The 25,063-nt window shown below is 38.5% G+C and carries 29 protein-coding genes; 20 read left to right on the plus strand and 9 right to left on the minus strand.

Annotated elements, in window-relative coordinates:
* The first annotated feature begins 6 nt into the window (after positions 1 to 6).
* Complete coding sequence (locus CXF64_RS18045; RefSeq protein WP_101217693.1) at positions 7 to 336, plus strand: YdbL family protein; 330 nt, start codon at positions 7 to 9, stop codon at positions 334 to 336.
* A gap of 72 nt (positions 337 to 408) precedes the next feature.
* On the opposite strand, the gene CXF64_RS18050 is transcribed toward CXF64_RS18045, so the two are convergent.
* Complete coding sequence (locus CXF64_RS18050) at positions 409 to 957, minus strand: DUF1415 domain-containing protein (protein WP_101217694.1); 549 nt, start codon at positions 955 to 957, stop codon at positions 409 to 411.
* Positions 954 to 2,252 carry a lipid IV(A) 3-deoxy-D-manno-octulosonic acid transferase gene (waaA, locus tag CXF64_RS18055; RefSeq protein ID WP_101217695.1) on the minus strand — a complete coding sequence of 433 codons (1,299 nt, stop codon included), beginning with the start codon at positions 2,250 to 2,252 and terminating at the stop codon, positions 954 to 956. The genes CXF64_RS18050 and waaA overlap by 4 nt, the downstream gene beginning before the upstream one ends.
* Positions 2,253 to 2,434: 182 nt before the next feature.
* Between waaA and CXF64_RS18060 the strand changes: the two genes are divergently transcribed.
* Together CXF64_RS18060 and hldE are read left to right on the plus strand one after the other, a co-directional pair.
* Positions 2,435 to 3,025 carry an SIS domain-containing protein gene (locus CXF64_RS18060; RefSeq protein ID WP_002961065.1) on the plus strand — a complete coding sequence of 197 codons (591 nt, stop codon included), beginning with the start codon at positions 2,435 to 2,437 and terminating at the stop codon, positions 3,023 to 3,025.
* On the plus strand, positions 3,025 to 4,464 hold the full coding sequence (gene hldE, locus CXF64_RS18065) for a bifunctional D-glycero-beta-D-manno-heptose-7-phosphate kinase/D-glycero-beta-D-manno-heptose 1-phosphate adenylyltransferase HldE (RefSeq protein WP_101217696.1): 1,440 nt from the start codon (positions 3,025 to 3,027) through the stop codon (positions 4,462 to 4,464). The genes CXF64_RS18060 and hldE overlap by 1 nt, the downstream gene beginning before the upstream one ends.
* 98 nt (positions 4,465 to 4,562) lie before the next feature.
* Here the strand turns inward: hldE and CXF64_RS18070 are convergent, their stop codons facing one another.
* On the minus strand, positions 4,563 to 6,068 hold the full coding sequence (locus tag CXF64_RS18070; RefSeq protein ID WP_101217697.1) for a capsule assembly Wzi family protein: 1,506 nt from the start codon (positions 6,066 to 6,068) through the stop codon (positions 4,563 to 4,565).
* A 211-nt stretch (positions 6,069 to 6,279) separates the two neighbouring features.
* On the opposite strand from CXF64_RS18070, the gene CXF64_RS18075 reads away from it, so the two are divergent.
* On the plus strand, positions 6,280 to 7,350 hold the full coding sequence (locus tag CXF64_RS18075) for a hypothetical protein (RefSeq protein WP_101217698.1): 1,071 nt from the start codon (positions 6,280 to 6,282) through the stop codon (positions 7,348 to 7,350).
* Entirely contained in the window at positions 7,350 to 8,435 is a 1,086-nt protein-coding gene (locus CXF64_RS18080) for a glycosyltransferase (RefSeq protein ID WP_101164176.1), read from the plus strand. The genes CXF64_RS18075 and CXF64_RS18080 overlap by 1 nt, the downstream gene beginning before the upstream one ends.
* A 21-nt stretch (positions 8,436 to 8,456) precedes the next feature.
* Here the strand turns inward: CXF64_RS18080 and CXF64_RS18085 are convergent, their stop codons facing one another.
* Entirely contained in the window at positions 8,457 to 9,179 is a 723-nt protein-coding gene (locus CXF64_RS18085) for a 3-deoxy-D-manno-octulosonic acid kinase (RefSeq protein WP_101217699.1), read from the minus strand.
* Between the two features lie 122 nt (positions 9,180 to 9,301).
* On the opposite strand from CXF64_RS18085, the gene CXF64_RS18090 reads away from it, so the two are divergent.
* The 6 genes from CXF64_RS18090 (at position 9,302) to glpG (ending at position 14,563) form a co-directional block, all read left to right on the plus strand.
* A complete protein-coding gene (locus CXF64_RS18090) occupies positions 9,302 to 10,360 on the plus strand; it encodes a glycosyltransferase family 9 protein (protein ID WP_101217700.1) in 1,059 nt (352 codons plus the stop codon).
* The gene (gene gmhB, locus CXF64_RS18095; RefSeq protein ID WP_101217701.1) at positions 10,360 to 10,923 is read left to right on the plus strand and encodes a D-glycero-beta-D-manno-heptose 1,7-bisphosphate 7-phosphatase; all 564 of its coding nucleotides are present in this window, start codon (positions 10,360 to 10,362) and stop codon (positions 10,921 to 10,923) included. Before CXF64_RS18090 ends, gmhB begins: the two co-directional genes overlap by 1 nt.
* 169 nt (positions 10,924 to 11,092) lie before the next feature.
* Entirely contained in the window at positions 11,093 to 12,286 is a 1,194-nt protein-coding gene (locus CXF64_RS18100) for a glycine C-acetyltransferase (RefSeq protein WP_007584715.1), read from the plus strand.
* A gap of 50 nt (positions 12,287 to 12,336) precedes the next feature.
* On the plus strand, positions 12,337 to 13,362 hold the full coding sequence (tdh, locus tag CXF64_RS18105) for an L-threonine 3-dehydrogenase (RefSeq protein ID WP_007584716.1): 1,026 nt from the start codon (positions 12,337 to 12,339) through the stop codon (positions 13,360 to 13,362).
* Positions 13,363 to 13,430: 68 nt separating this feature from the next.
* The gene (gene glpE, locus CXF64_RS18110) at positions 13,431 to 13,748 is read left to right on the plus strand and encodes a thiosulfate sulfurtransferase GlpE (protein WP_007584717.1); all 318 of its coding nucleotides are present in this window, start codon (positions 13,431 to 13,433) and stop codon (positions 13,746 to 13,748) included.
* Complete coding sequence (gene glpG / locus CXF64_RS18115) at positions 13,745 to 14,563, plus strand: rhomboid family intramembrane serine protease GlpG (RefSeq protein ID WP_101217702.1); 819 nt, start codon at positions 13,745 to 13,747, stop codon at positions 14,561 to 14,563. The genes glpE and glpG overlap by 4 nt, the downstream gene beginning before the upstream one ends.
* 3 nt (positions 14,564 to 14,566) lie before the next feature.
* Here the strand turns inward: glpG and CXF64_RS18120 are convergent, their stop codons facing one another.
* Positions 14,567 to 14,965, minus strand: coding sequence for a flagellar basal body-associated protein FliL (locus CXF64_RS18120; protein ID WP_007584719.1), 399 nt, complete (start codon positions 14,963 to 14,965; stop codon positions 14,567 to 14,569).
* A gap of 153 nt (positions 14,966 to 15,118) precedes the next feature.
* Between CXF64_RS18120 and CXF64_RS18125 the strand changes: the two genes are divergently transcribed.
* Both CXF64_RS18125 and ubiA read left to right on the plus strand, forming a co-directional pair.
* The gene (locus CXF64_RS18125) at positions 15,119 to 15,658 is read left to right on the plus strand and encodes a chorismate--pyruvate lyase family protein (RefSeq protein ID WP_101217703.1); all 540 of its coding nucleotides are present in this window, start codon (positions 15,119 to 15,121) and stop codon (positions 15,656 to 15,658) included.
* Complete coding sequence (gene ubiA, locus CXF64_RS18130; protein WP_101217704.1) at positions 15,655 to 16,533, plus strand: 4-hydroxybenzoate octaprenyltransferase; 879 nt, start codon at positions 15,655 to 15,657, stop codon at positions 16,531 to 16,533. The genes CXF64_RS18125 and ubiA overlap by 4 nt, the downstream gene beginning before the upstream one ends.
* A gap of 37 nt (positions 16,534 to 16,570) precedes the next feature.
* Here ubiA and CXF64_RS18135 read toward each other — a convergent pair whose 3' ends face one another.
* The 3 genes from CXF64_RS18135 to CXF64_RS18145 all read right to left on the minus strand — a co-directional run bounded on the left by CXF64_RS18135 (position 16,571) and on the right by CXF64_RS18145 (position 18,968).
* A complete protein-coding gene (locus tag CXF64_RS18135) occupies positions 16,571 to 17,191 on the minus strand; it encodes a 2OG-Fe(II) oxygenase (protein WP_007584723.1) in 621 nt (206 codons plus the stop codon).
* A 92-nt stretch (positions 17,192 to 17,283) separates the two neighbouring features.
* Positions 17,284 to 18,168 (minus strand): LysR family transcriptional regulator, encoded by an 885-nt coding sequence (locus CXF64_RS18140; protein ID WP_024591464.1) that lies wholly within the window; start codon positions 18,166 to 18,168, stop codon positions 17,284 to 17,286.
* A gap of 377 nt (positions 18,169 to 18,545) precedes the next feature.
* On the minus strand, positions 18,546 to 18,968 hold the full coding sequence (locus tag CXF64_RS18145) for a DUF2721 domain-containing protein (RefSeq protein WP_007584730.1): 423 nt from the start codon (positions 18,966 to 18,968) through the stop codon (positions 18,546 to 18,548).
* 75 nt (positions 18,969 to 19,043) lie between these two features.
* Between CXF64_RS18145 and CXF64_RS18150 the strand changes: the two genes are divergently transcribed.
* Genes CXF64_RS18150 through tsaD form a run of 3 tightly spaced genes read left to right on the plus strand, consistent with a single transcriptional unit; the run spans position 19,044 to position 21,032 of the window.
* Positions 19,044 to 19,397, plus strand: coding sequence for a putative signal transducing protein (locus tag CXF64_RS18150; RefSeq protein ID WP_010554404.1), 354 nt, complete (start codon positions 19,044 to 19,046; stop codon positions 19,395 to 19,397).
* Positions 19,390 to 19,980: a YjaG family protein gene (locus CXF64_RS18155; protein ID WP_007584732.1), complete on the plus strand. Its 591-nt coding sequence runs from the start codon at positions 19,390 to 19,392 to the stop codon at positions 19,978 to 19,980. The genes CXF64_RS18150 and CXF64_RS18155 overlap by 8 nt, the downstream gene beginning before the upstream one ends.
* Before the next feature lie 38 nt (positions 19,981 to 20,018).
* On the plus strand, positions 20,019 to 21,032 hold the full coding sequence (gene tsaD / locus CXF64_RS18160; RefSeq protein WP_007584734.1) for a tRNA (adenosine(37)-N6)-threonylcarbamoyltransferase complex transferase subunit TsaD: 1,014 nt from the start codon (positions 20,019 to 20,021) through the stop codon (positions 21,030 to 21,032).
* Between the two features lie 11 nt (positions 21,033 to 21,043).
* On the opposite strand, the gene plsY is transcribed toward tsaD, so the two are convergent.
* The gene (gene plsY / locus CXF64_RS18165) at positions 21,044 to 21,655 is read right to left on the minus strand and encodes a glycerol-3-phosphate 1-O-acyltransferase PlsY (RefSeq protein ID WP_007584736.1); all 612 of its coding nucleotides are present in this window, start codon (positions 21,653 to 21,655) and stop codon (positions 21,044 to 21,046) included.
* A 230-nt stretch (positions 21,656 to 21,885) separates the two neighbouring features.
* On the opposite strand from plsY, the gene folB reads away from it, so the two are divergent.
* From folB to mpl, 4 genes are all read left to right on the plus strand, one after another.
* Positions 21,886 to 22,245, plus strand: a complete 360-nt coding sequence (folB, locus tag CXF64_RS18170; protein ID WP_007584738.1) for a dihydroneopterin aldolase — start codon at positions 21,886 to 21,888, stop codon at positions 22,243 to 22,245.
* Positions 22,246 to 22,734 (plus strand): 2-amino-4-hydroxy-6-hydroxymethyldihydropteridine diphosphokinase, encoded by a 489-nt coding sequence (gene folK, locus CXF64_RS18175; protein WP_101217705.1) that lies wholly within the window; start codon positions 22,246 to 22,248, stop codon positions 22,732 to 22,734. It begins immediately after the preceding gene.
* Positions 22,731 to 23,531 (plus strand): undecaprenyl-diphosphate phosphatase, encoded by an 801-nt coding sequence (locus CXF64_RS18180; protein ID WP_101217706.1) that lies wholly within the window; start codon positions 22,731 to 22,733, stop codon positions 23,529 to 23,531. Before folK ends, CXF64_RS18180 begins: the two co-directional genes overlap by 4 nt.
* A gap of 176 nt (positions 23,532 to 23,707) precedes the next feature.
* The gene (gene mpl, locus CXF64_RS18185) at positions 23,708 to 25,063 is read left to right on the plus strand and encodes a UDP-N-acetylmuramate:L-alanyl-gamma-D-glutamyl-meso-diaminopimelate ligase (protein WP_101217707.1); all 1,356 of its coding nucleotides are present in this window, start codon (positions 23,708 to 23,710) and stop codon (positions 25,061 to 25,063) included.

Genomic DNA, 25,063 nt, shown 5'->3' on the forward strand with positions numbered 1-25,063 from the left:
TAGGAGATGAATAGTATGAAAAAATTAAATATTATTACGTTAGTTAGTGCAGTATGTATGTCGTTCTCTGCGTGGGCTATTAGCCTTGATGATGCTAAAAACCAAGGTTTTGTAGGTGAAGATAGCTCTGGTTATTTAGGGCTTGTTGTACAAAACGCAGAAGCAAAAGCAATTGTTGATGACATAAATGCAAAGCGTAAAGCGCAGTACTTAAAGCTGGCTAAAAAGAATAACTTGTCACTTTCGCAAGTAGAAGCACTTGCTGCCGCTAAAACAATTGAAAAAACCCAAAGTGGTCATTACGTTGAAGTAAATGGTAACTGGGTTAAAAAATAAGCGCTAGTTATTGCCTTGTTTTGTAAAAAGTTTTGCACAACGTTTTGCACGAACCAAAATAAAACCGAGCGTTTAAGCGCTCGGTTTTTTACAGCCTTCAAGTAACTGCTGCCAAAAATCAATACCCTTACGTCTTGCTAGGTTTATATTATGCTCAGGAATAGATTCAGGCTCGTTATAACTATCAAGTGCTTCGCTCATGCTTGCTTCGCGAATTAAATGCAGAGTAGGAAAGGGTGCTCTATTTGTGTAGTTTGCGGCATCAGTTTCATCGCTGTCGGCAAATACGTAATCAGGATGAAAGTTAGCAATTTGATACTTTCCCTCAAACCCCTGCGCGACTAAAAGTGCATTAGCTAAATCGACCAAGTCTAAAAAGTTTTCAAAATCACTAAAGCCGTTCTCAAACATGATAAGGGTTGTTTCACGCTCTGGTTCGCGGTCAAGCTCAACACATTGCTCAAGCATATCCATCACGGCATCATCCATACTAGCTGCTGGACTTACGATGTAATGAATACAGTTATTTTCTACTTCTTTGCGAGCAAACGGGCAAAAGTTATATTTAACGATAACAGATGACACCCATTCGCGGGTTTGGCTTATAGCTATGTTGGTCACGGTTTTGGCTCTAAATATTGGTTAATAATGGTAAGTGTTTTTTGTATTGCACCTTGGTTTCTAGCTACGCATTGCGCAGCTTTAATACCTAAGGTTTGGCACGCTTTTGTGTTTTGGCTAAACGTTATGAGCTGCTTTGCTAGTTCGTCGTTGCTATCAACCACTACAGTGCCTTTAAGTTTTATTAGCTCGGGATAAACATGATCAAAATTGTATGTGTGTGGACCTGTTATTAAACCTACCGAAAACGCAGCTGATTCTAATGGGTTATGCCCACCTCTGCGTATTAAGCTGCCACCAATAAAGCTCACATTTGCAGAGCCATATAAACACTGTAATTCACCAAGCGTATCAGCAAGGAGTACTTGTTCATTGTTGTAGTTATTTTGGCTACGACGGCTAAAACTAAGTGGGCTTTGTGTTAAAAGCTCAGCTACTTTATCAAATTGCTCTGGATGGCGCGGGGCAATTATAAGTAATGCATTAGGTTGCTTTTTTAGTAACTGTTGGTGGGCTGAAAGTACCAACTCATGCTCAATAGGATGTGTTGAACCTGCTACCCATACAAAGCGTTCATCGTTATTGTCTTCATTACTGTTATAAAGCTGTTTAAGGTTGAGTACTTTGGCTAATTGCTCGTCACTTGGTGTTATATCAAATTTTATAGAGCCTGTTACATGGCTTTTTGAAGTTTCGAGACCAAGCTCTATAAAACGCTCCGCATCTGCCTTGTTATGACTCGCAAGTACTGTAATAGAGCGCATAATAATATGGGTTAATTTAGCGACCTTTTGATAGCCTTGCTGCGACTTTTCAGAGAGTCTTGCATTGATAACAAGTACCGGTATATTTTTTTTGTGACTTATCGCCATTAAATTTGGCCATAGCTCTGTTTCTAAAATACATAATGCTTGTGGCTTTATACGCTTTAAAAATCGGGCTGTCGCAAACGGAAAATCGATTGGTAAGTAGCTACACGCCACAGTATTTTTAAACTGGTTAAGTATTTGCTCTCTGCCTGTTGGAGTATTACAGGTTATAAGTATATTTAAATTTGGATGCGCTTTTTGAAGAGCTTTAATAAGCGGCGTTGCGGCAAGTACCTCACCAACAGAAGCACAATGAAAAACTAAAGGTTTGGTTTTAACCGTAAATAAAGACTTACTGACAAACCCAAAGCGCTCTTTAAAGTGTGCACGATAGCCTTGGTTTTTTTTACCTCGTAAAATATAGAGATAAAATACAATCAGTGGGCTAATAAAAATTAATGCTAGAGAGTAAAAAATGCGTGCCATACTGATCTTTCTTAAAGGGAAGTGGCGTTAGTTTACCGTGAAATAACCGTTTTCTAAACATACTCGCAATAAAATATGGTCTGGGTTCAGTTATAACCCGATAAAATGCACACAATTAAATAAAATTATGGAATAATGGATTTAATTTTTCCCTGCTATTTCAGTTCCTAGAGGAATTTTTCATGTCAATTATCGATTCAGTGGCAACTAGCTACGTTGAAACATTAAACCGTCATCAAGCATTATTTGAAACGATGGAAGCTTATCATCAAGAATCTATGCAACTGTTAGAAGCATGCCACAGTGCATTACAAGCTGGTGGCAAGATTGTTTGGTTTGGTAACGGCGGTAGTGCAGCCGATGCGCAGCATTTAGCAGCAGAATTTGTAGTGCGTTACAAATTAGAACGTGGTCCGCTTGCCTCAATGGCATTGACTACCGATACATCAATTTTAACAGCACACAGCAACGATTATCACTTTGATACGGTGTTTGAACGCCAAGTTCAAGCGCTATGTAAGCCAGAAGATTTAGTTATTGGTTTAACCACATCAGGTACTAGTAATAATATTAATTTAGCATTAGAAGCTGCAAATAAACTAGGCGCTTTTACAGTGGCATTAACTGGACGTGATGGCGGTAAAGTAAAAGATATTGCTAAGTTACCTATCATTATAAAAAATGACGAAACAGCACGTATTCAAGAAGCTCACATGTTTATAGGTCACTGGTTATGTGAAGCCATGGATATGGTTGTTGCGGAGCAGCAGTAATGGATTTATCGTTATTAAAAAACTTATCAGCGGCACGAATATTAGTTGTTGGCGACGTAATGCTAGACCGTTATTGGTATGGTGATACAGGTCGAATTTCGCCTGAAGCGCCAGTACCTGTTGTTAAAGTAAGTAAATTTGAAGACAAAGCGGGCGGCGCAGCTAACGTTGCAAAAAATATAGCGCGGTTAGATGCAAAAGTTGGCTTACTGGGCTTAATTGGTGAAGATGAAAGCGGGCAGATTTTAGAGACTATTCTAAAAGGTGAAAAAATAAGTTCACAATTAGTCAGTGTATGTGATTTACCGACTATTTCAAAAATGCGTGTTATTAGCCGCCACCAACAACTCGTTCGTCTTGATTTAGAAGAAACATTTACCGAGCAACACAGCCAACTTTTATTAAACCGTTTAGAGCTTGTACTTGATGAATACGATTTTATAGTGTTCTCTGATTACAGCAAAGGATCTTTAAGCTTAATTAAAGAGATGGTAAGCCTTGCTAAGGGCGCCGGAAAAACGGTTTTAATCGACCCTAAATCGCCAGATTTACATTTATATGAAGGTGCTGATTACATTACGCCTAATTTACATGAGTTTAAGTTAGCGGGTGGTCAAACCGATTCAGAAGAAGCTTTAGCTGCAAGTGCACGTGATTTAATTAGCAAAAATGGCATTAAAGCCATGTTGCTTACGCGTTCTGAGCAAGGTATGTCGTTAATTAATGCAGATGAAAAATTTGATTTTGCAGCACAAGAACTTGAAGTAAGTGATGTGACTGGGGCTGGTGATACGGTTATAGCTACATTAGCCGTTATGCTTGGTGCGGGCATGGAACCTAAAGATGCTGTCGAAATTGCTAACTTAGCGGCAGGTATAGCGGTTAGTAAATTTGGTGCAGCTACAGTTTCGCCAGAAGAGTTAAGTCGTAAGCTTGGTCAGTATTTACATACTACTGGTGAGCATTACCAAACACCATTTGATGATGTCCTTCAACATATTGAGTTTGCAAGACAAAATGGCGAAACCATTGTATTTACTAATGGCTGCTTTGATATTTTACATGCTGGGCATGTGCGTTATTTAGCACAAGCTAAAGCCCGAGGCGATAGACTCGTTGTTGGATTAAATAATGATGAATCTATTACGCGCTTAAAGGGGGCAGATCGTCCTATTAACCCGCTAGATGAGCGTGCAATGGTACTTAGCGCACTTTCATCAGTTGATTGGGTTATTCCGTTTGGTAGTCTAGATGAAAACGATACTCCCGCTAAATTAATCGAGCAGATAAGCCCTGATATTTTAGTTAAGGGTGGCGACTACACCGTAGAGCAAATAGCGGGTGCTGAGCATGTACTTCGCCATGGCGGAAAAGTTGAAGTGCTTGAATTTTTAGATGGATGCTCAACATCAAAAGTAATTAGTAAAATTAAACAGTAATTACTGATTTAGTTTGCTAAAAAATACAAAAAAGGGATGAAAACACTGTTTTCATCCCTTTCTTACTTTTAATACGTTACTTTATTAAAAGTAACGTATTAAAAGTTATATTCGTACTTAGCAAACGCAGAAGTATCGTTTTCAGCACCGTCGTTGTTAGACGCAAAAGCACCTAAAGTGACGCGTCCTCCCATAGAAAGCATTCTGTAACGAAGTTCTAATTGCTTACTGTTGTAGGCTGTTTTAGTTATGCTGTTACCTAAATCTGGATTGCTAGGGTACCAATCGCTATTGTCACTATTGTAATCAACACTGCGTAATTTCAACTGCCAATCATCACCATTAGAAAGCTGACCAAGTAGTGTTAGGACAACTGATTGCGCATCATTATCATACGTCGAACCAATAGTGCGTCCATGGTAGCGATAGCCAGACTTATAAGTATCATGCTCATAGTAACAATTTTCAACTATTGATTCAGCTTGGCATGAAACACCAGTATCTATATATTCAACATTTACTAATATGTTTTGAGCATAAATGCGCTGTGTTGTTTGAATACCAAAAAGATATGCTCTGTCGGAAGGCTTAAATTGAGAGCTAGCATCTTCACCTATAGTACTGGCATAAACCGCATATGGTTGATCAAATAAGGTATCTGACCAACGAATATCAATACCAGCCAATTGATTACCTATTTTCGACTCTAACTGGCTATCACAACTCTCATTGCCATCGATACATGCAGTTTGCCCTGTTATGACATCAATAAAATCACCCGCAGAGCCCGGTTGTCCGTCACCTGCCCATTGTGCAGACCAGCTAAGTGCAATTTCTAACTGTTGAATAGGGCGAAAATTAACACGAGTACTCCACAGTAAAGCATCAGGTATAACACGCGTAGACTCAAGCTTTGCCATTTGTGCTGTAAAGCTCCATTGACCAATCCAGCTCAGCCATGGCGTCTCAAAAGCAGTACTTTTTTCTCGAGTAACACTTAGTGCAGGTAAAGGTTTCGCATTACCTGACATAATTAAGCTGTTATCAACACCAGGTCCCCAAAATTGTTCAACAGCACCGGCTCTAAAAATCCAGTTACCTAAACGGTAAGCTAAGTAACTATTATCAAGTGAGGTATCGTTACAATCGGTTAAAGCTTGCTCATCGGTAACTATATCGTCAGTCGTTTTTCCATCAACTAAACATTTTTTACCGTCTTTTCTATAGTTTATAGCTACTTTAGCTGCAAAGTTATCGCCTAAATAAGCGTAAGCTGCTGAAAGCTCTGTTTCTTGAGTATTTGTTGCACCAAAGCTTGTTGCTATGATTGGATCTGTGGCTGCAAAAGCTGATAATTGAAGACTATGTGAGCTACTATTTTCCGATTTATATCGATGTTTAACGCGAAGTAAAGCATCTTGTAAGCTTGGAGATAATTGCTCCAGCGGCATGCTTTCCACATCGCTTATAAAACTTTTCCACATAAGCGGATAGGTAGTTACAGGAGCTAAAATAACACCGGCATCAGCTAATTGTTGAATATCAGCTCTTAGACCATAATCATCGGGTTTTACCCATGGCTCAGCATTAACTGATGCGCTCATAGCGCAAAAAAGAGTAGAAAGTAGAAAAATTCTGTTTCGCAAAGTTCAGATCCTTGTGATTAAGATTGCGGCTAAGTTTATCAATCTAAGTCTGCTATTGCAGTAAATAATCAAATTTATAGAGTTAATTTAATATATTAAAATGCAACCTGTCTATCGTAATAAGTATCTGATTGATATACTGGAGCTCAAATAGGACATTGAGAATGCAATGAGCAACAAACGACTTTTATTTATTCCAGTATCATCACCAGAAGGCATTGGTGAATATATGCGCTCGTTGTTGTTGGCTCAAAGTTTAAAGGCAGAACTTGCAGATTCTCTCGATATTCACTTTATATTAAATAAGCATACAAGCTACGCAAGAGATTGTCCTTTTGAAGCCACACTACTCGAACACTCAGCGACTAAAGAGCTTGATTTTGTTTGCGACTTTATAGAGCAATTTAAACCTGATGTCGTTGTTTTTGATTGTGCAGGACGTGCAGGGCATATGAAGGCGGCTAAAAAGGTAGGCGCTAAAGTTATATTCATTTCTCAGCATGCAAAAAAACGTGCTAAAGGCTTAAAACTTAACAGAATTAATTTAATTGATACACATTGGGTTGTACAGCCTGATTATTGTATTGAGCCACTTACATGGGCTGAAAGTACGAAGTTAGACATGTTTCCCTTGGCACATCCTCGAAATGTAGGTCCTTTTGTTACATTTGCCTCTTGCGCGCAAAAACGTGATGTTTTAAATCGCTATAACTTAGTATCGGAAGGCTATTTTATTGTAAATGCTGGCTCAGGCGGACATGTATTAAATAACCTTAATTGCGCTGATGTTTACTTTAAAGCCGCGCTTAAAATTACTAAGCACACTGGTTTAAAAGCAGTTGTTGTGTTTGGTCCCAATTATAAGAAAGCCATTCCTGAGAGTGATGAGGTTACTTGTTTAGCAAGTCTGCAAAGTACTGATTTTTTGGCATTAATGAGCCAAGCTAAAATCGCATTACTTAGCGGTGGAGATACTTTACTGCAAGCAATTGCAGTTCAAACCCCCGTTGTGGCATGTGCTATCTCAAAAGATCAAAATACACGTTTGGATCATTGTGTTAATGCAGGTGTTGTCATAAAAGCAAATCTTGATATTGATGAAATCACTACGAAAATAGCTCAGGTTATTAGCGAGCCTTTCTATAATGAATTCGTTGCTAAATATAGTCAACTTGATAATACACATAGCTTCGATGTGATCACTAATGGCATAAAAAATATGCTTATAGGGGATCGCTAATGAATATAGTGATTGTAATTGATTCCCTAGTGGGTGGTGGTGCTGAAAAAGTAATGCTTACCCTTGCTGAGGAAATGGCCAAGTTACAGCACAGAATCACTATTTTGTCTCTTGCTAACTCCATTGAATATAATATCCCTGAAGTACTTAACGTGGAGAGTTTATTCGCACATAGGGCATCAAAAGTAGATCGATTTTGGCAGCGTAAAAATAGCATTTTAACACTACAAACTTGGTTTGAAAAAAAACAAAGCGAGCTGGGCAATATTGATTTAGTGCTTTCTAATCTTGATAGAAGTAATAACTTGCTCGCGCGTAGTAATATCAAAAATGTTCATTTTGTTATTCACAACTCAGTTAATGCAGAACTTGCACGTCAAAAAAAGTTAGGTCCATTTTCATACTTATATCTTAAAAAAAGTAAGCAAAATTTAAATGGTAAATCACTTATTTGCGTATCAAAGGGTGTTGAAAAAGAAATAATACAAGGGGATTTAATTAACCCAAGTGCAATTGCGACTATTTACAACCCGTTCGATTTTGAAAAAATAAGACAGCAAGCAAATGAGCAAAATAACAATATCCCAAATGAGCCCTACTTAATTCATGTAGGAAGACTCGCCAAACAAAAACGCCACGATATATTATTTGCAGCATTTGCAAAGCTTGATAAAAAATACAAGTTAGTACTTTTATGTAATAAACCGGCTAAAGCGCTAAAGCTTGCACAGGAATACGGCATAGAAAAACAGTTAGTAGTGCCAGGATTTCAACAAAACCCGTACAACTGGATTAAGCATGCCAAAGCTTTAGTGTTGAGTTCTGATTTTGAAGGACTTCCAACGGTATTAATTGAGGCTTTAGCGGTGGGTACTCCGGTAGTTAGTACTAATTGTACATTTGGACCAAGCGAGATATTAACAGGCGAGCTAAGTAAATATTTAGTACCCGTTCAGCAAAGTGAGGCATTAGCCAATGCCGTTAAGCAGGTGCTAGCAGATAAGCCAAATGTAGAAAACGCAGATATTCTAAAACAAGTACAGGCAGAGCAGGTTGCTCTGCAGTATTTAGCATTGGCTAACTAAGTTAACTTATATTAGGTTAACTTAGTTAGCGAGTGCTTTGAGGTAGTTGCTATGCAGAGTTTGCCAGTCAGTCGCTTGCCAATTAAATGACTCGTTTCGACCTTGTTCTTTTAAAAATGAGCGCTCAAGTCGTTCCATATTACTTTGTTGCCACTGCACATTAGGCATTTTTATTTCACCTCTATCAAAGTCGATAATGTACACATCACCAGTATCATCAAACAAAATGTTATTAATGTTTAAATCGGCGTGATACACACCTTTTGAATGAAATAGCGCGATTGTTTTAGCTATGCGCTCCAACTCATCTTCGGTCAATGGGCGTTCAATTAATACATCGAGTACACTTTTAGCGCCTTTAACAGCCTCGGTAATAATATCACCACGATAAATTAATCCGCTGCGGGTTACTTTAGCTGCAATAGGGGTTGGTACGTTTAAACCAAGCTCTATAAGTTTACTCATTAAGCTAAACTCTTTATACACACGGGTTTGTTCAAGTCCTGGGTATAAATATTGATCGCTTAGCAATTTACCTACTAAGCCACCGCGCCAATAATGCCTAAGTACGGCTGTTAATTCGTCTTGCTTAAAAAACCACGCAGTTGCTCGACCTTTTTTAGCGCCCACAATTTTATTTTGTTGTTGCCAATAATTTGCATCAAACCAATCGAGGGTAATTTGGCTCGTGTATTTAGGGTGGCTTAATACAGTGTGATTGCCTTGCACGTGTTGTTTAAACATAGCTCTGCGTAATTGCTAAATAATGTGCCTATATTAGCGCGTTTTAAAGCTGAGGATAAGTGCTTGCAATAGCGTGATTATAATTTAAGATCGGCTTTTGTATTTAATACCTAAGGGAATGTGTGACTCAAGCTCCTAACTATTCATCTATTTGTATATTAAGACTCTCAGCCATTGGTGACGTATGTCATGGTGTGAGTGCTGTACAAGCCATTCAAAAAGCACACCCAAATGCAAAAATCACGTGGGTTATTGGTAAAATAGAAGCGATGTTACTTGCCGACTTACCGGGTGTTGAGCTGGTGGTATTTGATAAAAAACAAGGTAAAGCAGCACTTAAAAGCTTAAAGCAACGCTTTAAAGATCAACAGTTTGATGTACTACTTAATATGCAAGTTGCATTAAGGGCTGGGTTTGTAGCGCGTTGTATTCCTGCAAAAGTAAAAATAGGGTTTGATTGGGCGCGTTCAAAAGAATTGCACAGCTTGTTTATTAATAAACGAATAGCCCCAGAAGCTCAGGCGCATGTGCTTGAAGGCTTTAAAGGTTTTGCAAAAGCCATTGGTGTAGCTGATTATAAACCGAGTTGGAACATGCCATATACCGAGCAAGACCAAGCGGTTGCCGATGAGTTACTAACACCAGAATACCTAACTAATAAACTATTAGTAATATCGCCAGCAGCAAGTAAAGCACAGCGCAATTGGCTCGCTGATCGTTATGCCACATTAGCTGATTATGCAAGCGAGCAAGGCTTTAAGGTGGTATTGACGGGTGGTCCAACAGAGCTTGAAATTAACCTAGCAAATAGCATTATTGAGCATAGCAACACGCCTACTTTAAACTTGGTGGGTAAAACGAAACTCAAAGAATTGTTGTGTGTGTTAAAGCGTGGCAGCTTAGTGCTTGCACCCGATACGGGTCCTGCGCATATGGCAGTAACAGTTGGTACGCCGGTTATTGGTTTATACGCACATTCAAACCCAGCACGAACAGGCCCTTACTTATATCAAGATTACGTGGTAGAGGTTTATCATCAAAATTTGCTTAAGCAAACTGGTAAAACAGCTGAGCAAGTGCCGTGGGGTACGCGCGTAAAAGGCGATGATTTAATGAGCCAAATTACAGTTGATGACGTAAAAGCGATGTTTGATCATGTTGTACAAAAAGAGTCTTTGTAATGAATGTACAACAAAAAAATAAAGCGCTTTTTTTAGATCGAGATGGCGTGGTAAACGTTGATCATGGTTATGTGTATCAAAGCGATAAATTTGAATTTATTGAAGGTGTTTTTAGCACTTGTAAAGCATTTTATGATACGGGCTATAAAATCATAATCGTCACTAATCAATCTGGAATTGGTCGAGGTTATTACACCGAAGCTGATTTTTTAGCACTAACGCAATGGATGAAAGCCCAGTTTAGCGATCACAGTATTGAAGTTACCGATGTGTACTTTTGCCCTCATCACCCTAAAAAAGCGCACCTTGAATATTTGAAAGAGTGCAGTTGCAGAAAGCCTGCGCCAGGTATGTTATTGCAAGGCATACAAGAGCATAACATCGACCCGGCTTGCAGTATTATGGTGGGCGATAAACTCAGTGATATGCAGGCTGCGAAAAAAGCAGGGATCACTACCCGCGTTTTAGTGCGTTCAGGTCAAAGCTTTGATGAAAGTGCCAAGCAAGAGGCTGATTTAATTATCGATTCTATAAACAGTTTACCTGCACTTTTAAAGACATAAATAAACTAAACAGATTAGCCTGTAAACTGGCAGGAATTCCTTCCAGTTTAGGGCGTTTGCGACGAACTGCAAACCGTGCATTTTCCCCATTAAACTTTTACAATACCCCCCATAATAAACAGTCGCTTAAATGTGGTTGTTTACCCGTTCAAATAAATGGAGAACACAGATGAGAGCATCTGCTTTTTTTAGCCAGCTACAACAGCAAATTGAAGACGTAAAAACCGAAGGTTTGTATAAAAGCGAACGTATTATTAAATCTCAGCAGCAAGCTCAAATCGAAGTTGCGTCAGGTAAAGTAATCAACTTTTGTGCTAATAACTACTTAGGTTTAGCTAATAGCCCAGAGCTAATTGAAGCTGCGCAAAACGGTTTAAATAATCATGGTTTTGGTGTTGCGTCTGTTCGTTTTATTTGTGGTACGCAAGATATTCATAAAACACTAGAGAAAAAAATCAGTGAGTTTTTGGAAACTGAAGACACCATTCTATATTCTTCGTGTTTTGATGCAAACACCGGTTTGTTTGAAACTATTTTAGGCGCAGAAGACGCTATTATTTCTGATTCATTAAACCATGCATCAATTATTGATGGTGTACGTTTGTGTAAAGCCAAGCGTTTTCGTTATGCAAATAACGATATGGCTGATCTTGAAAAGCAACTTATTGCAGCAGATGAAGCCGGCGTTAAAACGAAACTAATAGCTACTGATGGCGTGTTTTCTATGGACGGCGTTATTTGTAATTTAGAAGCTGTGTGCGACCTAGCTGATAAATACGATGCACTTGTAATGGTTGATGACTCTCATGCTGTTGGCTTTGTTGGCGAAAACGGTAAAGGTACACCTGAGTACTGTAATGTATTAGACCGTGTAGATATTATTACCGGCACATTAGGCAAAGCGCTAGGCGGCGCTTCAGGTGGTTATACTTCAGGTAAAAAAGAAATTGTTGAGTGGTTACGCCAACGTTCGCGCCCATACTTGTTCTCAAACTCATTAGCGCCTTCAATTGTTACTGCATCAATTAAAGTACTTGAAATGCTAGAAAATGGCGGTGAGCTTCGCGCTAAACTTTGGTCAAATGCTAAATATTTCCGTGAGCAAATGGAAGCTGCTGGTTTTACGTGTGCAGGTAAAGATCATGCAATTATTCCAGTAATGCTGGGAGATGCAAAAGTAGCCTCGTTAATGGCTGATAAGTTACTTGTTGAAGGTATTTACGTAACCGGTTTTTCATTCCCAGTAGTACCAAAAGGGCAAGCCCGCATTCGTACACAAATTTCAGCGGCGCATAGCATTGAGCAACTCGATATTGCTATTGATGCATTTACCCGTATTGGTAAAGAAATGGGCGTTATTTAATTTTATTTTAAACCGAAGCCTTGCTTCGGTTTTTTAGTTGAGTGTGAATTATGAAAGCATTATCTAAATTAAAAGCAGAACCGGGCATTTGGATGACAGATGCACCAAAGCCAGAAGTGGGTCATAACGACTTACTAATTAAAATTCGTAAAACAGCTATTTGTGGTACCGACGTACATATTTACAAATGGGATGAATGGGCAAGTAAAACGATTCCTACTCCTATGGTTGTTGGTCACGAATATGTTGGTGAAGTCGTTGATATGGGCCAGGAAGTTCGTGGCTTTAAAGTAGGCGATCGCGTATCGGGTGAAGGTCATATTACATGTGGGCATTGTCGTAACTGTCGTGCTGGGCGTGTACATTTATGCCGTAATACAACGGGTGTTGGCGTAAACCGTGAAGGTGCATTTGCAGAGTATTTAGTTATTCCTGCATTTAATGCATTTAAAATTCCAGATAATATTTCTGACGAACTGGCTTCAATTTTTGACCCGTTTGGCAATGCAGTTCATACCGCATTATCGTTCGACTTAGTTGGCGAAGATGTACTTATTACTGGTGCCGGCCCAATTGGTATTATGGCAGCAGCGGTTGCAAAACACGTTGGTGCTCGCCACGTCGTTATTACCGACGTAAATGAATACCGCCTAGACTTAGCCCGCAAAATGGGTGCATCACGTGCTGTAAACGTGGCAAGCGAAAAGCTTGAAGATGTAATAAAAGACTTAGGTATGACAGAGGGCTTTGATATTGGTCTTGAGATGTCAGGTGTGCCAAGCGCTTTTAATTCAATGCTTAATAACATGAACCACGGCGGTAAAATTGCCATGCTAGGTATTCCACCATCAGATATGGCAGTTGATTGGAACCAAGTTATTTTTAAAGGTTTAGTGATTAAAGGTATTTACGGTCGCGAAATGTTCGAAACGTGGTACAAAATGGCAAGCTTGATTCAATCTGGTCTAGATTTGAACCCAATCATTACACATCAGTATTCTGTGGATGACTTCCAAGCTGGCTTTGATATGATGATTTCAGGTCAGTCAGGTAAAGTAATTTTAAACTGGGATTAGTTCCTAACTAAATTACAAGAAGGGCGGCTTTAGCCGCCTTTTTTATACTATTAATTAAAGAGACTTCAATGGCATTTAAACACATTTCTATAGCGCAAACGTTAGAACTTCTAGATAAAGAAGACGTTGTAATTGCAGATATTCGCGATCCAAATTCGTATCAAGCTGGTCGTATTCCAGGCTCAGAAGCACTTTCTAACGGTAATATTGCACAATTTATGATGGAAAAAGAATTCGATCAGCCAATTATTATTGTGTGTTACCACGGTATGAGCTCTCAGGGCGCAGCTAGTTATTTAGTTGAGCAAGGTTTTGAAGACGTATACAGCATGGATGGCGGTTTTACTGCTTGGGAAGCGTCTTATAGCGAGAAAGTAGAACGATGATAGAGCTTGGCAGTTTAAATAACCCACGCGCCGCACAAGGCTTTATAGATTATTTAAAAAGCCAAGGCCTAGATGCAAAGATACACTCAGCAGATGGCAGTAATGTCATTATTAGCGTGACTGAGGAGGACTTTCATCAAGTTCAGCCTTTATGGGTTGAGTTTACACAAAACCCTAATCATGAAAAATACCAGCAAGCATCTTGGGATGTAGGCAGCACACAATCGCCGCTTAAATATCAAGGGCAATCACTTAATCTTATGGCGCGGTTTAAAGCGCTTAGCTGGCTTAACCAAACTGTTAGCATATTGAGTATTGTTATTTATGTCGCTTTTTTATTGGGTGGATTTGATGAAATTTATACAGTTCTGCAATTTAATCCATCACAACCACTAAGCTGGCTAACTCCCGCGCTTGTGCATTTTAGCGCGATGCATATTGTGTTTAATTTAATTTGGTGGATGTCGCTTGGCGACAATATCGAAAAGCAATGCGGAAAACTCAGCTTAATAGGTTTGTTTTTAGTGACTGCGCTTATTAGTAATTGGGCGCAATACCTAATGGTTGGTCCCAACTTTGGCGGTTTGAGTGGCGTAGTATATGGGTTACTTGGTTTTTGTTGGATTTATAGCTTTTTAAATCCGAACAAACCTGCGCTGGTTAGTACGGCTATTGTTGGTTTTATGTTGATTTGGTTAGTGCTTGGTTTTGCAGATGTATTGTTTGTAGGTATGGCTAATTGGGCGCACTTAGGTGGATTAGTTAGCGGTATGGCTTTTGCCTACACCGCCAAAGTATTTAACGCAAAACGTTAAATACTAATGATATAAATACTTAGTGAACAAGACTTCACGGATGATCTCTTGTCCTGTTTCTTCTTTTAAAAGGCTTTTTAGTTTTTCGGCGCACTTTGCGCGTATTTCTTCACGGCCAGTAAGGGATTTTATTTTTTCTTCAGGCTCTTTAGATAAAATCTCTACTAGGGCATCACGTAGTAATGGCGTGTGGTGCTCTACTACTGCAATATCTGAAGTGTCATTAAGCATTAAATCAATAGTTACACGCACATAGCCCATTTTTTTACTTGATGCGCCAATGTAGTTGGTGATTATATCGGGCTCAAAACCAAAATAACCAACTGTAGATTCAGCACGAGCTGTAAAGCTTATGACGCTTACAAAGAACGTAAAAAGACCTGCGTATACTATTTTTTTCATATTTAAAGCGTTTCTTAAAACTTGTTACAAATAGTTTATACTTAATAGTGGGTAATAAACAGCGCCAAGCAATTATTTATGGTTATAAAACATCACTTTTTCAAAAGCTTTGGCAATGGTATCATCTCGTTGTTTTTATTTTGTTGAGCTATTGTGATTACTTATCCTCTGTCTATATCTGCTAATTGGCAGTCCACTTCATATGTAAGTGACCTATCTCCTCTAGAGCAAGAATGGCTTTTTGAACCTAATTCTTTAACTGCTAAATTAAAAAGTAAATCACAAATTTTTAGTGTAAGAGTATTAAGCGAACAGTTATTTACTTTAAGTCTAGAGCAAAAGTTATTACTAAACTGTAGCGCTAAAACAGCTATTAATAGAGAAGTACTCTTATTGTGCGATAACAAACCTGTGGTATACGCACAGAGCTGGCTTCCTAAAAATGATTCGAGCAATCCTTTGCACAATATGGGTGAACGACCTCTTGGTGATGTGATTTTTCAAGACCCAGCACTAAAACGAACGGATATAGAAATTGCTTATTTTGATGCCAAGCACCCCGTTCAGCAATTAGTTGCAAAATTAGACCTACCCGGAAAAAACTTACTAGGGCGTCGAAGTGTATTTTCACTCAAAGAATATAAATTTTTAGTGTGTGAAGTGTTTTTACCAGGAGCATATTTATACTCATGAAATTAGCCGTTTTAAAGCCAAAACATATTTCTTACTATATACAGCTAATGCGTATAGATAAGCCCATTGGTACCTTGTTATTACTTTGGCCAACATACTGGGCTTTATGGCTTGCTAATAGTGGGATGCCGAGCTTACTCAACTTTATTATATTTACGCTGGGCGTTGTTGTTATGCGAAGTGCAGGGTGTGTAATTAATGATTTTGCAGATAGGAAAATAGACGGCTCTGTAAAACGCACAGCTCAGCGGCCGCTAGCTTCAGGGCGGGTTAGTAGTGGTGAAGCACTTAGCCTATTTTTACTGCTCATAGTTATTGCGTTTATTTTAGTATTAATGCTTAGCGTTAATACTATTTTGCTTTCTTTTGGGGCTTTGGCTTTAGCCTTTTGCTACCCTTTTATGAAACGCTATACACAATTACCACAAGTTGTTTTAGGATCTGCATTTGGTTGGGCTATTCCAATGGCCTATATGGCTTCAATAAATGCATTACCGCAGCAGGCATGGTTATTATTTATAGCCAACATCTGCTGGACAGTCGCTTATGACACTATGTATGCGATGGTTGATAGAGATGACGATTTAAAAATAGGGGTAAAATCAACCGCTATTTTATTTGGTAAATACGACCGCCACATAATCTTTTTACTTAATGCTGTATTTATAGCGCTGGTTGCGTTTATTGGTATAAGTAATCATTTAAGTGTCGCGTTTGGCATTGGTTTGAGTGTAGCAGCTGGTTTATTGGCATATCAACAAACGCTTATTCATAAACGTGAAAGAGATGCCTGCTTTAAAGCGTTTTTAAATAATCATTATGTGGGCTTGGCTATCTTTATAGGGTTATTACTTTCATACCCAATAGCATTTTAAAGCCTTAATAAAAGCCGTTAAAATTCTCTATTTAGATCTATCGGGGCGGATCAATAATGCCGCTAATAGAGGCATTTTTTCTAAACCATCCAGCAATAGAATAGCGTTCGTCAACTGCGGGAAGCACTTCATGGGCAAAACGTTCGCTTTCAAACATAACCAATGTGCCAGCAGTTGGTTTAATGGTTATTTCTACTTCTTTACTTTTAGGTTTATATATAACAAGTTCGCCACCTTGCTCTGGCGTATTTAAATAAAGCACCGTTGTAAATACACGATTAGATCGACCTTTAAATGCATCTAAATGTTTTTTGTAAAAATCACCCTGTGTATATTTTGCATAATGGCATTCGTAATCAAATAGCCCCATAAAAAAGCTACGATTTAACGTGGTTTTTATACTTTGCATTATTGCTTGGTAAGTAAGCTGTGCTTGAGAGCTGCCGTCAAACCAATAGGTTTTGTCAGTACGAATAGTTTTATCTATTTGTAAGTTATTTAATCGACCAATACCGGCAAGGCTAAAGTGGGGGTTTATACGGTGACAATCTGCAACTAAATCGTTAACTAAATCGGCAATAAGCGCGTTATGAATTACGGTGTATCCTTGGCGTTCTATATCATCTAAATAGACATCAGGACCAAAAAGTGTGTTCATTCACATCAGCTGTTTAAAAAAGGTGCGACAGTGTAGCCGAAAAGCGATTTAAAGCTACTGTTTATTGTGCCGCACTTTTTCAAAAAGAAGAGTTAGTTAAATGCAGCTCCCGCTTTTTTTATAAGCGACAACAAGTGCTCTACATGTTCGGTAATAGACGTTTGTTGGCTTGTCTGTACAATGAGTTGTTCGTGATTTAAATCTTTATTTGTTTTTAGTTGCACGAGTTCAGAGTTCTCTGCGATTGTGTTTGCATGCTCAATGCTTGCAATAGCAAAGTGATCTGATTTAACTACACCGGCCATTACTTGCTCAATGCTGCCCACTTTAATACTTGATGATTTATTTAAAGAATCAATTGCTTCATTAAGCATAGTTTGCACTTGTTTAGATTGAGAGAAGCAGCCAAACATAGGGTAGCTATCAAGATTTTGCTTACTTATATCGTTTTTATGTGCAAGAGGGTGATTTTTTGAAACAAATAATACAAGCTGATCAGGTAAGTGAATGTCACTGCCAATACTATTAATAGCTTGAGAGTATACACTTATGTCTATTTCACCTTGTTGGAGTCTGCGTGTTAGCTCTTGTTGATCTTGTAACTGCATTTCAATTTTTATATGAGGATATTGGGCTAAAAACTGTCCACAAGAAATAGGTACTATGCTGCTTGCCTTATTGGTATAGCCAATAACAAGTTTTTCATTAGCATTACCGTTTACTGATTGAAAAATCCGTTTTTTCGTTAGCTCAAGTTCCGATAGAGTCGTTTTAGCATATTCAAGGAAAAGTTCGCCTTCAGGCGTTAATTTAACCGAACGAGTTGAGCGTTTTACTAACTCATATCCCATTTCATTTTCAAGTGTTTGAATGCTGCGCGTTAGCGCTGAAGTACTAATTTGGGTTTGTTCAGCTGCTTGTCTAAAGTGACGTAATACACCAAGTGCTACAAATTGCTCTAATTGTTCAAATCTCACTTTATAGTCCCTTTTTATAAGTAAGTCGCAGATACCACGGATATCAAATATATTAATTTTTATTCTAAAGTTTAGTAAAATTCTATATTGAAATACGGTTGCAAGTTCATACGTGTTTCCAGCAGGATACCCCCCTTTTAGTATTAATTAAAGAGGAAAGCGACCAAATAGTATTACTTTTTTAATTGATAACTAGTTGTTTATTGTGTTTTGTCTATATTTTTGCAATTAACTATCTAGGCAAAGTTATTTTAACTCAGTGGGTTAGTTAGGAGGTTGGAATTTAATTGTTCTAATTAATAAAAAAGTACGCCCCAAAATAGGGCGTACATATAACATGATTGTGACAAATAATAGGGTGTTTTATCTATAAGAGTTTATTTTACAAAATTTCTATTTATTCGGCTGCTTAATGGTTTATTTTCAATGCTTTGCAGTTCTATTTCAATCGCATCACAGGAAATATGTATTTCGAATAAAGACGTTAATAACGATAAACTTAAGCAAGCTAAGCTAATGCCAAATAAAATAATCCCTGTGGTATTAAATTCAATAAATAAAGCAAACATCGAAAATGTACACAGTAAAAAAGAGGCTACGCCGTATACCTGCATTGTTCTGATTAAGTTTATTCGTTTACGTAAGTTAGTGATTTGAGCGACTACAACAGGTCGGATAGATTCACCTTCGCGCGCATTTAACTCCCTAATTAATTGCGCTAAAACTAAAAATCGGTTTGTATAGGCTAATAATAGCAGCGATATGGCCGGAAAAAGTAAGCCCGGGGTTGTAAGTGTCATGTTTATTCCTTAAAAGTGCAGCATGCTAATAATTTAGCGTAGGATATTGTTAACACAAAATAAATGAGGTGAATATTGCAAAATATTAATAATAAAAATTCAACTGATAGCTCTTTTCAATGGGTTACAATTTATAAAGCCGAAAATACCCTTGAAGCTAATATTATTAAAGGTTTAATACAAACCAGTGGCATTGAATGCAAAATAAAAGGTGAGATGCTCCAAGGCGCATTGGGAGAAATTCCATTTGATCAAGCACAAGTTAGTGTGCAGGTTTATGCGATAAAAGAGCGCCATGCGCGCCAAATATTGGTAAACTATCAACAAGTAAAACAATCCGCTCCAGATTGGGTATGCCCTAACTGTAATGAGCATAATGGATCAACATTTGATTTTTGTTGGTCGTGTGAGACGTTAAAGAATGACTAAAGCAAATAATTTTCAGCGTATTAGAGAGCTTAACTATTTACAAAAAGCTGTTTTAGCAAGTGCTTTAATAGAGCGAATGCTGCCAAATTACGGTTTATTTAGCGAAGCAACGGGGTTTGGTGATGAAACCTTACTTCGTAATTCGCTTAATGTTTGTTGGGAAAAAATATTACTGCCTAAAAGTAAAATAGATCTCGAAAAACAAGTTGAAAAAATAGAACCGAATGTTCCTGAACTTGCTGATTTTGATATGTTTGGTACTTACCCTGCTATTGATGCTGCAACGTCTTTACTTAGCTTAATGCATGGTTTAATGGCGCAAGATGAGCAAGAGTTCATTAGTGTCAGTAAAATATCTCAAGCAACAGTGGCCCGCTTTATTGAATATCAAATGACGGTTGAAGGTGAGGTTGCAGATAACACGGCCGTTAGAGAGCATCCATTAATGCAATACGAAATTGAAGTATTAGGTGAGCTAATTGATTTTGTAGAAAATATGGGGCGTATTACCTCTGATAGCGTGAAGGCACTTAAAAAGTTTGCCCTAGAAGATGGCCAAACAAATATTGGCCTTACGTTATAAAAACAGCGAAGTGAAATTTTAAAGGCAGGAGAAGTACAGTGCGAATTTTAGGCATTGAATCGTCATGTGATGAAACAGGTATTGCAATATACGATGACGAAAAAGGCTTGTTAGCTCATCAATTATACAGCCAGGTAAAAGTACACGCTGATTATGGCGGTGTAGTACCGGAACTTGCATCGCGCGATCATGTTCGTAAAACGCTACCACTTATAGACGCAGCTTTTGCACAAGCGGGTTGCGGCCCAGAAGACTTAGATGGCATTGCTTATACTGCAGGCCCAGGTTTAGTTGGAGCATTATTGGTAGGTACTTCTATTGGTCGTTCATTAGCATACGGTTGGGACATTCCAGCTGTTGCTGTTCATCATATGGAAGGGCATTTACTTGCTCCGATGCTTGAAGAAAATATTCCTGAGTTTCCGTTTATTGCATTGCTTGTATCGGGCGGTCATACCATGATGGTTAAAGTAGCGGGTATTGGACAATACGAAGTACTAGGTGAGTCAGTTGATGATGCCGCAGGCGAAGCCTTTGATAAAACGGCTAAGTTACTTGGTCTTGACTACCCTGGAGGTCCGCGCTTAGCTAAAATGGCCGAACAAGGCGTTGCGAAGCGCTTTATTTTTCCTCGCCCGATGACCGACAAACCAGGTCTTGATTTTAGTTTTAGTGGTTTAAAAACTGCAGCATCAATCACTATTCGTGAAAATGACGACGACGATCAAACTAAAGCTGATATAGCGCATGCATTTCAAACAGCGGTTATTGATACGCTGGTTATTAAGTGCAAGCGAGCGCTTAAACAAACAGGTATTAAGCGTTTAGTAATCGCCGGTGGCGTAAGTGCAAATACACAGCTTCGACTGCAGCTTGAACGCGTAATGAAAGGTATGAAAGGCGAAGTTTTTTATCCGCGTACTGAATTTTGTACCGACAACGGTGCAATGATTGCTTATGCAGGAATGCAACGTTTAAAAGCAGGGCAATTTGCCACGCTTGATATGAAAACAAAACCTCGTTGGCCTATAGATAGCCTTGAGCCGATTTAATGACTCATATTTTAGATATTTTTGTTTTCATCAGTGGGTGCTTTTTTAGCGCCTACTTTTGGTTCTTCCCCACTAAATAATCGAATAATATTAGTACGGTGACGAAATATAATTAACAGCGTGATAAAAGTAACTGGAAGAGTATAAAGTGGTTTTATTAGCCATGTATATAAGGGCGCTAAAGATACAGCTACAAGCGCCGCAAGTGATGAATAGCGTGTTATTGCCACTATAACCAGCCATGTACAAACAAGTAAACCCGCCAATGATAAGCCAATAGGTAATAATGAGCCAAATGCCGTTGCTACGGCTTTACCGCCTTTGAAGCTAAAAAATAGTGGGTACATATGGCCTAAGCAAGCTGCTACAGCGACTAAACCAAGCTCTAAAGGTTCAACTTCTAAAAAATAAGCTCCCCATACTGGAATAGTGCCTTTTAAAATATCAAACACTAAAACCAAGCAAGCCGGAAATGCTCCGCCTAATCTATAAACATTTGTAGCCCCTGGGTTGTTAGAACCGCTATTACGAGGGTCAGGGAGTTTGAACAACCGCGACACTAAAATAGCCGACGAAATCGACCCAAGTAAATAAGCTAAAACAAACATTAAAGTGGCTAACACACGCTTCCTTATTTTTTAATTGCTATACCAATTGATAGTACTTTTAAGCTATTATTGGCAGCAAAATTTATCGTGAAAATTATTAACAGGCTATTTAATAGCTAGTTTGGTTATTTTGCTATTGTAGAAGTTATTTTCACATATTTAAACACTGGCTAAACCATATACAGTATTAATTTTATTGATGCTTTGTATAGTTGCTTAGTCGTTTGTTGTTATTTGGAGTATCAATGGATAAGGTTTTTATATCTCAATTGCACGTCGACACTATTATTGGAGTGTACGACTTTGAAAAAGAAAGTAAACAGAGCCTTTATTTTGATATTGAAATGCTTAGTGATATTAAGCCTGCAGCCGAAAATGACGATATTAATTTAGCACTGGATTATTCAAAAGTAAGCGAACGCGTTATTAAGCACTGCACTGCAAAACCTGTTGAGTTGCTAGAGACTTTGGTTGAGCAGTTGGCTGAGATTATTTTAAGCGAGTTTAATACGCCACAAGTTACTATAAGAGTAAGTAAACCTGCAGCAGTAGCACAAGCACAAACTGTGGGTGTTGAAATTACACGTGTTAAGGCAACTGACTAAATGGCTCAAATTTATATCAGCCTAGGGTCAAATATAAATAAAGCGCATTATATACAATGTGCATTAATTGCACTTAAGCAGCACTTTGAGCACATTGTGCACTCGTCTGTTTTTGAAAGTGAAGCAGTTGGGTTTGCTGGCAATAATTTTTATAATTCAGTAGTTGGCGCTACAACTGATATGTCGCTTGCTGATGTATGCGCTTTATTAAAAAAAATAGAGCGTGATAATGGGCGTACAGCGAACGATAAAAAATTTAGTCCACGAACGCTCGATTTAGATTTACTGTTTTATGATGATGTAACTTGCGATTCCCCAGCGCAATTACCACGTGATGAAATAACTAAAAATGCATTTGTATTACAACCTCTGAGTGAGGTTGCCCCAGATTTTTATCATCCTGTAGCTAAGCAAACGATTGCGCAGTTATGGAATGAATATAATAACCCTCAACAAAAGCTATGGAAGGTGGAGTTTTCTAACCTATGAGTATTATCGAAATAATTATTTTAGCCCTCATACAGGGATTTACTGAGTTTTTACCAATATCGAGTTCTGCGCATTTAATTCTCCCATCGCAAATTTTAGGCTGGGAAGATCAAGGGCTTGCGTTTGACGTAGCAGTACATGTTGGTACTTTAATAGCCGTTGTTATTTATTTTCGTAAAGAAGTAGTAGATATACTAAGCGCATGGTTTAAATCTTTTGGTAAGCAAGGCACTACCGATGACAGTAAATTAGGCTGGTGGATTATACTAGGTACAGTGCCTGCCGCTATTTTAGGTTTACTTTTAAAAGACTTTATTGAGTTATATTTGCGAAGCGCTTGGGTAATTGCTACTACCACGATTGTATTTGGTTTATTGCTTTGGTACGCGGATGCAAAAGGGAAACAAATTAAAACTATTTATCAGCTCAATTGGAAAACGGCACTTATCATTGGTTTCGCACAAGCTGTTGCAATGATCCCGGGTACTTCTCGATCAGGTATCACGATGACCGCTGGTTTAATGTTGGGTATGAATAAGCAAAGCGCAGCGCGTTTTTCGTTTTTACTAGCGATTCCGATTATTTCTATGATGGGGCTTTATTATATTGCAGAGCTTGCACTGGGTGACCATGTAGTTGATTGGAATACATTATTGCTTGGTGTGATGCTATCGTTCTTATCGGCTTATGCATGTATATTTATGTTTTTAAAAGTAATAGAGCGAATGGGTATGTTGCCATTTGTAATATATCGTTTATTACTCGGTGTCGGTTTGATTGTATTTTTAATGATGTAGAAAATAATCGCCTAACAAAAAAGCCTTCTGACTAAGAAGGCTTTTTTGTTATCAAGTGGACATTTTGGCACGAGTGAAATGCTTACTCGCAATGGTAACTAAGCACGAATTTTGGCATTATAGCGCCATTAAACTTTGCATAGCTGTAAAGTGAGCATACGATTTAAGGAAAGTATATGCATATACATATTTTGGGCATTTGTGGCACGTTTATGGGTGGCATTGCAGCCATTGCTAAATCATTAGGTCATAAAGTAACGGGTTCCGATCAAAACGTTTACCCACCAATGAGTACGCAACTTGAAGAGCTTGGCATTGAACTGACTCAAGGCTACGACGTATCTCAATTAGAGCCAAAACCAGATATGGTAGTTATCGGTAATGCAATGAGCCGTGGTAACCCGTGTGTTGAATATGTGCTTGATAAAGGCCTGCCTTATACATCTGGCCCTGAATGGCTTAAACATAACCTATTACAAAACTCGTGGGTACTTGCTGTAGCCGGTACGCATGGTAAAACAACCACAGCAAGTATGCTTGCGTGGGTATTAGAGTACGCAGGTTTAAAACCAGGGTTTTTAATTGGCGGCATAGTCCAAAATTTTGGTGTATCGGCCAAATTAGGTGAAACGCCATTTTTTGTTATTGAAGCCGATGAATACGACACAGCTTTTTTTGATAAGCGCAGTAAGTTTGTCCATTACCTTCCGCGTACACTTATATTAAATAATCTTGAATTCGATCACGCTGATATTTTCGAAGATTTAAACGCAATAAAAAAACAATTTCATCACTTAATGCGTACATTACCTCAAAGCGGCAAGGTAATTTGGCCTAAGCAAGACGTAGCGCTTAATGACGTAATAGCACAAGGGCTTTGGAGCGAAAGCGAAACACTCGGTGATGACTGGGGCTATGAATTAATAAAAGCCGATGGTAGTGAGTTTAATGTACTTTTAAATAACGAAAAGCAGGGCACTGTTTGCTGGCAAGCAATAGGCGAGCATAACGTTAAAAATGCAATTATGACTATCGCAGCAGCGCGCCATGTGGGTATAGCTGTTGATCATAGTATTGATGCCTTAGGAGAATTTATTAGCCCTAAAAGGCGTATGGAGCTAAAGGCTGATATAAATAATATTAAGGTGTATGACGATTTTGCGCATCACCCAACAGCAATTAAAACTACGCTTGCAGGACTGCGCGCAAAAGTAGGCGATGAAAAAATTATCGCTATTTTAGAGCCGCGCTCAAACACTATGAAAATGGGCGTGCACCAATATACATTATTAGATTCACTGCGTGATGCTGACGACGTACTACTTTTTGAACCAGAGAATCTAAATTGGTCGCTAAAAGAGCAAGCAGATAAAGCAGGCATGCAGTGCTTTAGCAGCACGCAAACAATTATTGATACGGTGCTTGAAAATATTGAGCCTAATCAGCATATTTTAATTATGAGCAATGGCGGTTTTAATGGCCTTCATCAACACCTTGTTGATGGTTTAGCTGATAAATACAGCGGAGAATAG

It is taken from the genome of Pseudoalteromonas sp. GutCa3 (genome assembly GCF_002836155.1).
In the GTDB taxonomy this organism is placed as follows: domain Bacteria; phylum Pseudomonadota; class Gammaproteobacteria; order Enterobacterales; family Alteromonadaceae; genus Pseudoalteromonas; species Pseudoalteromonas arctica.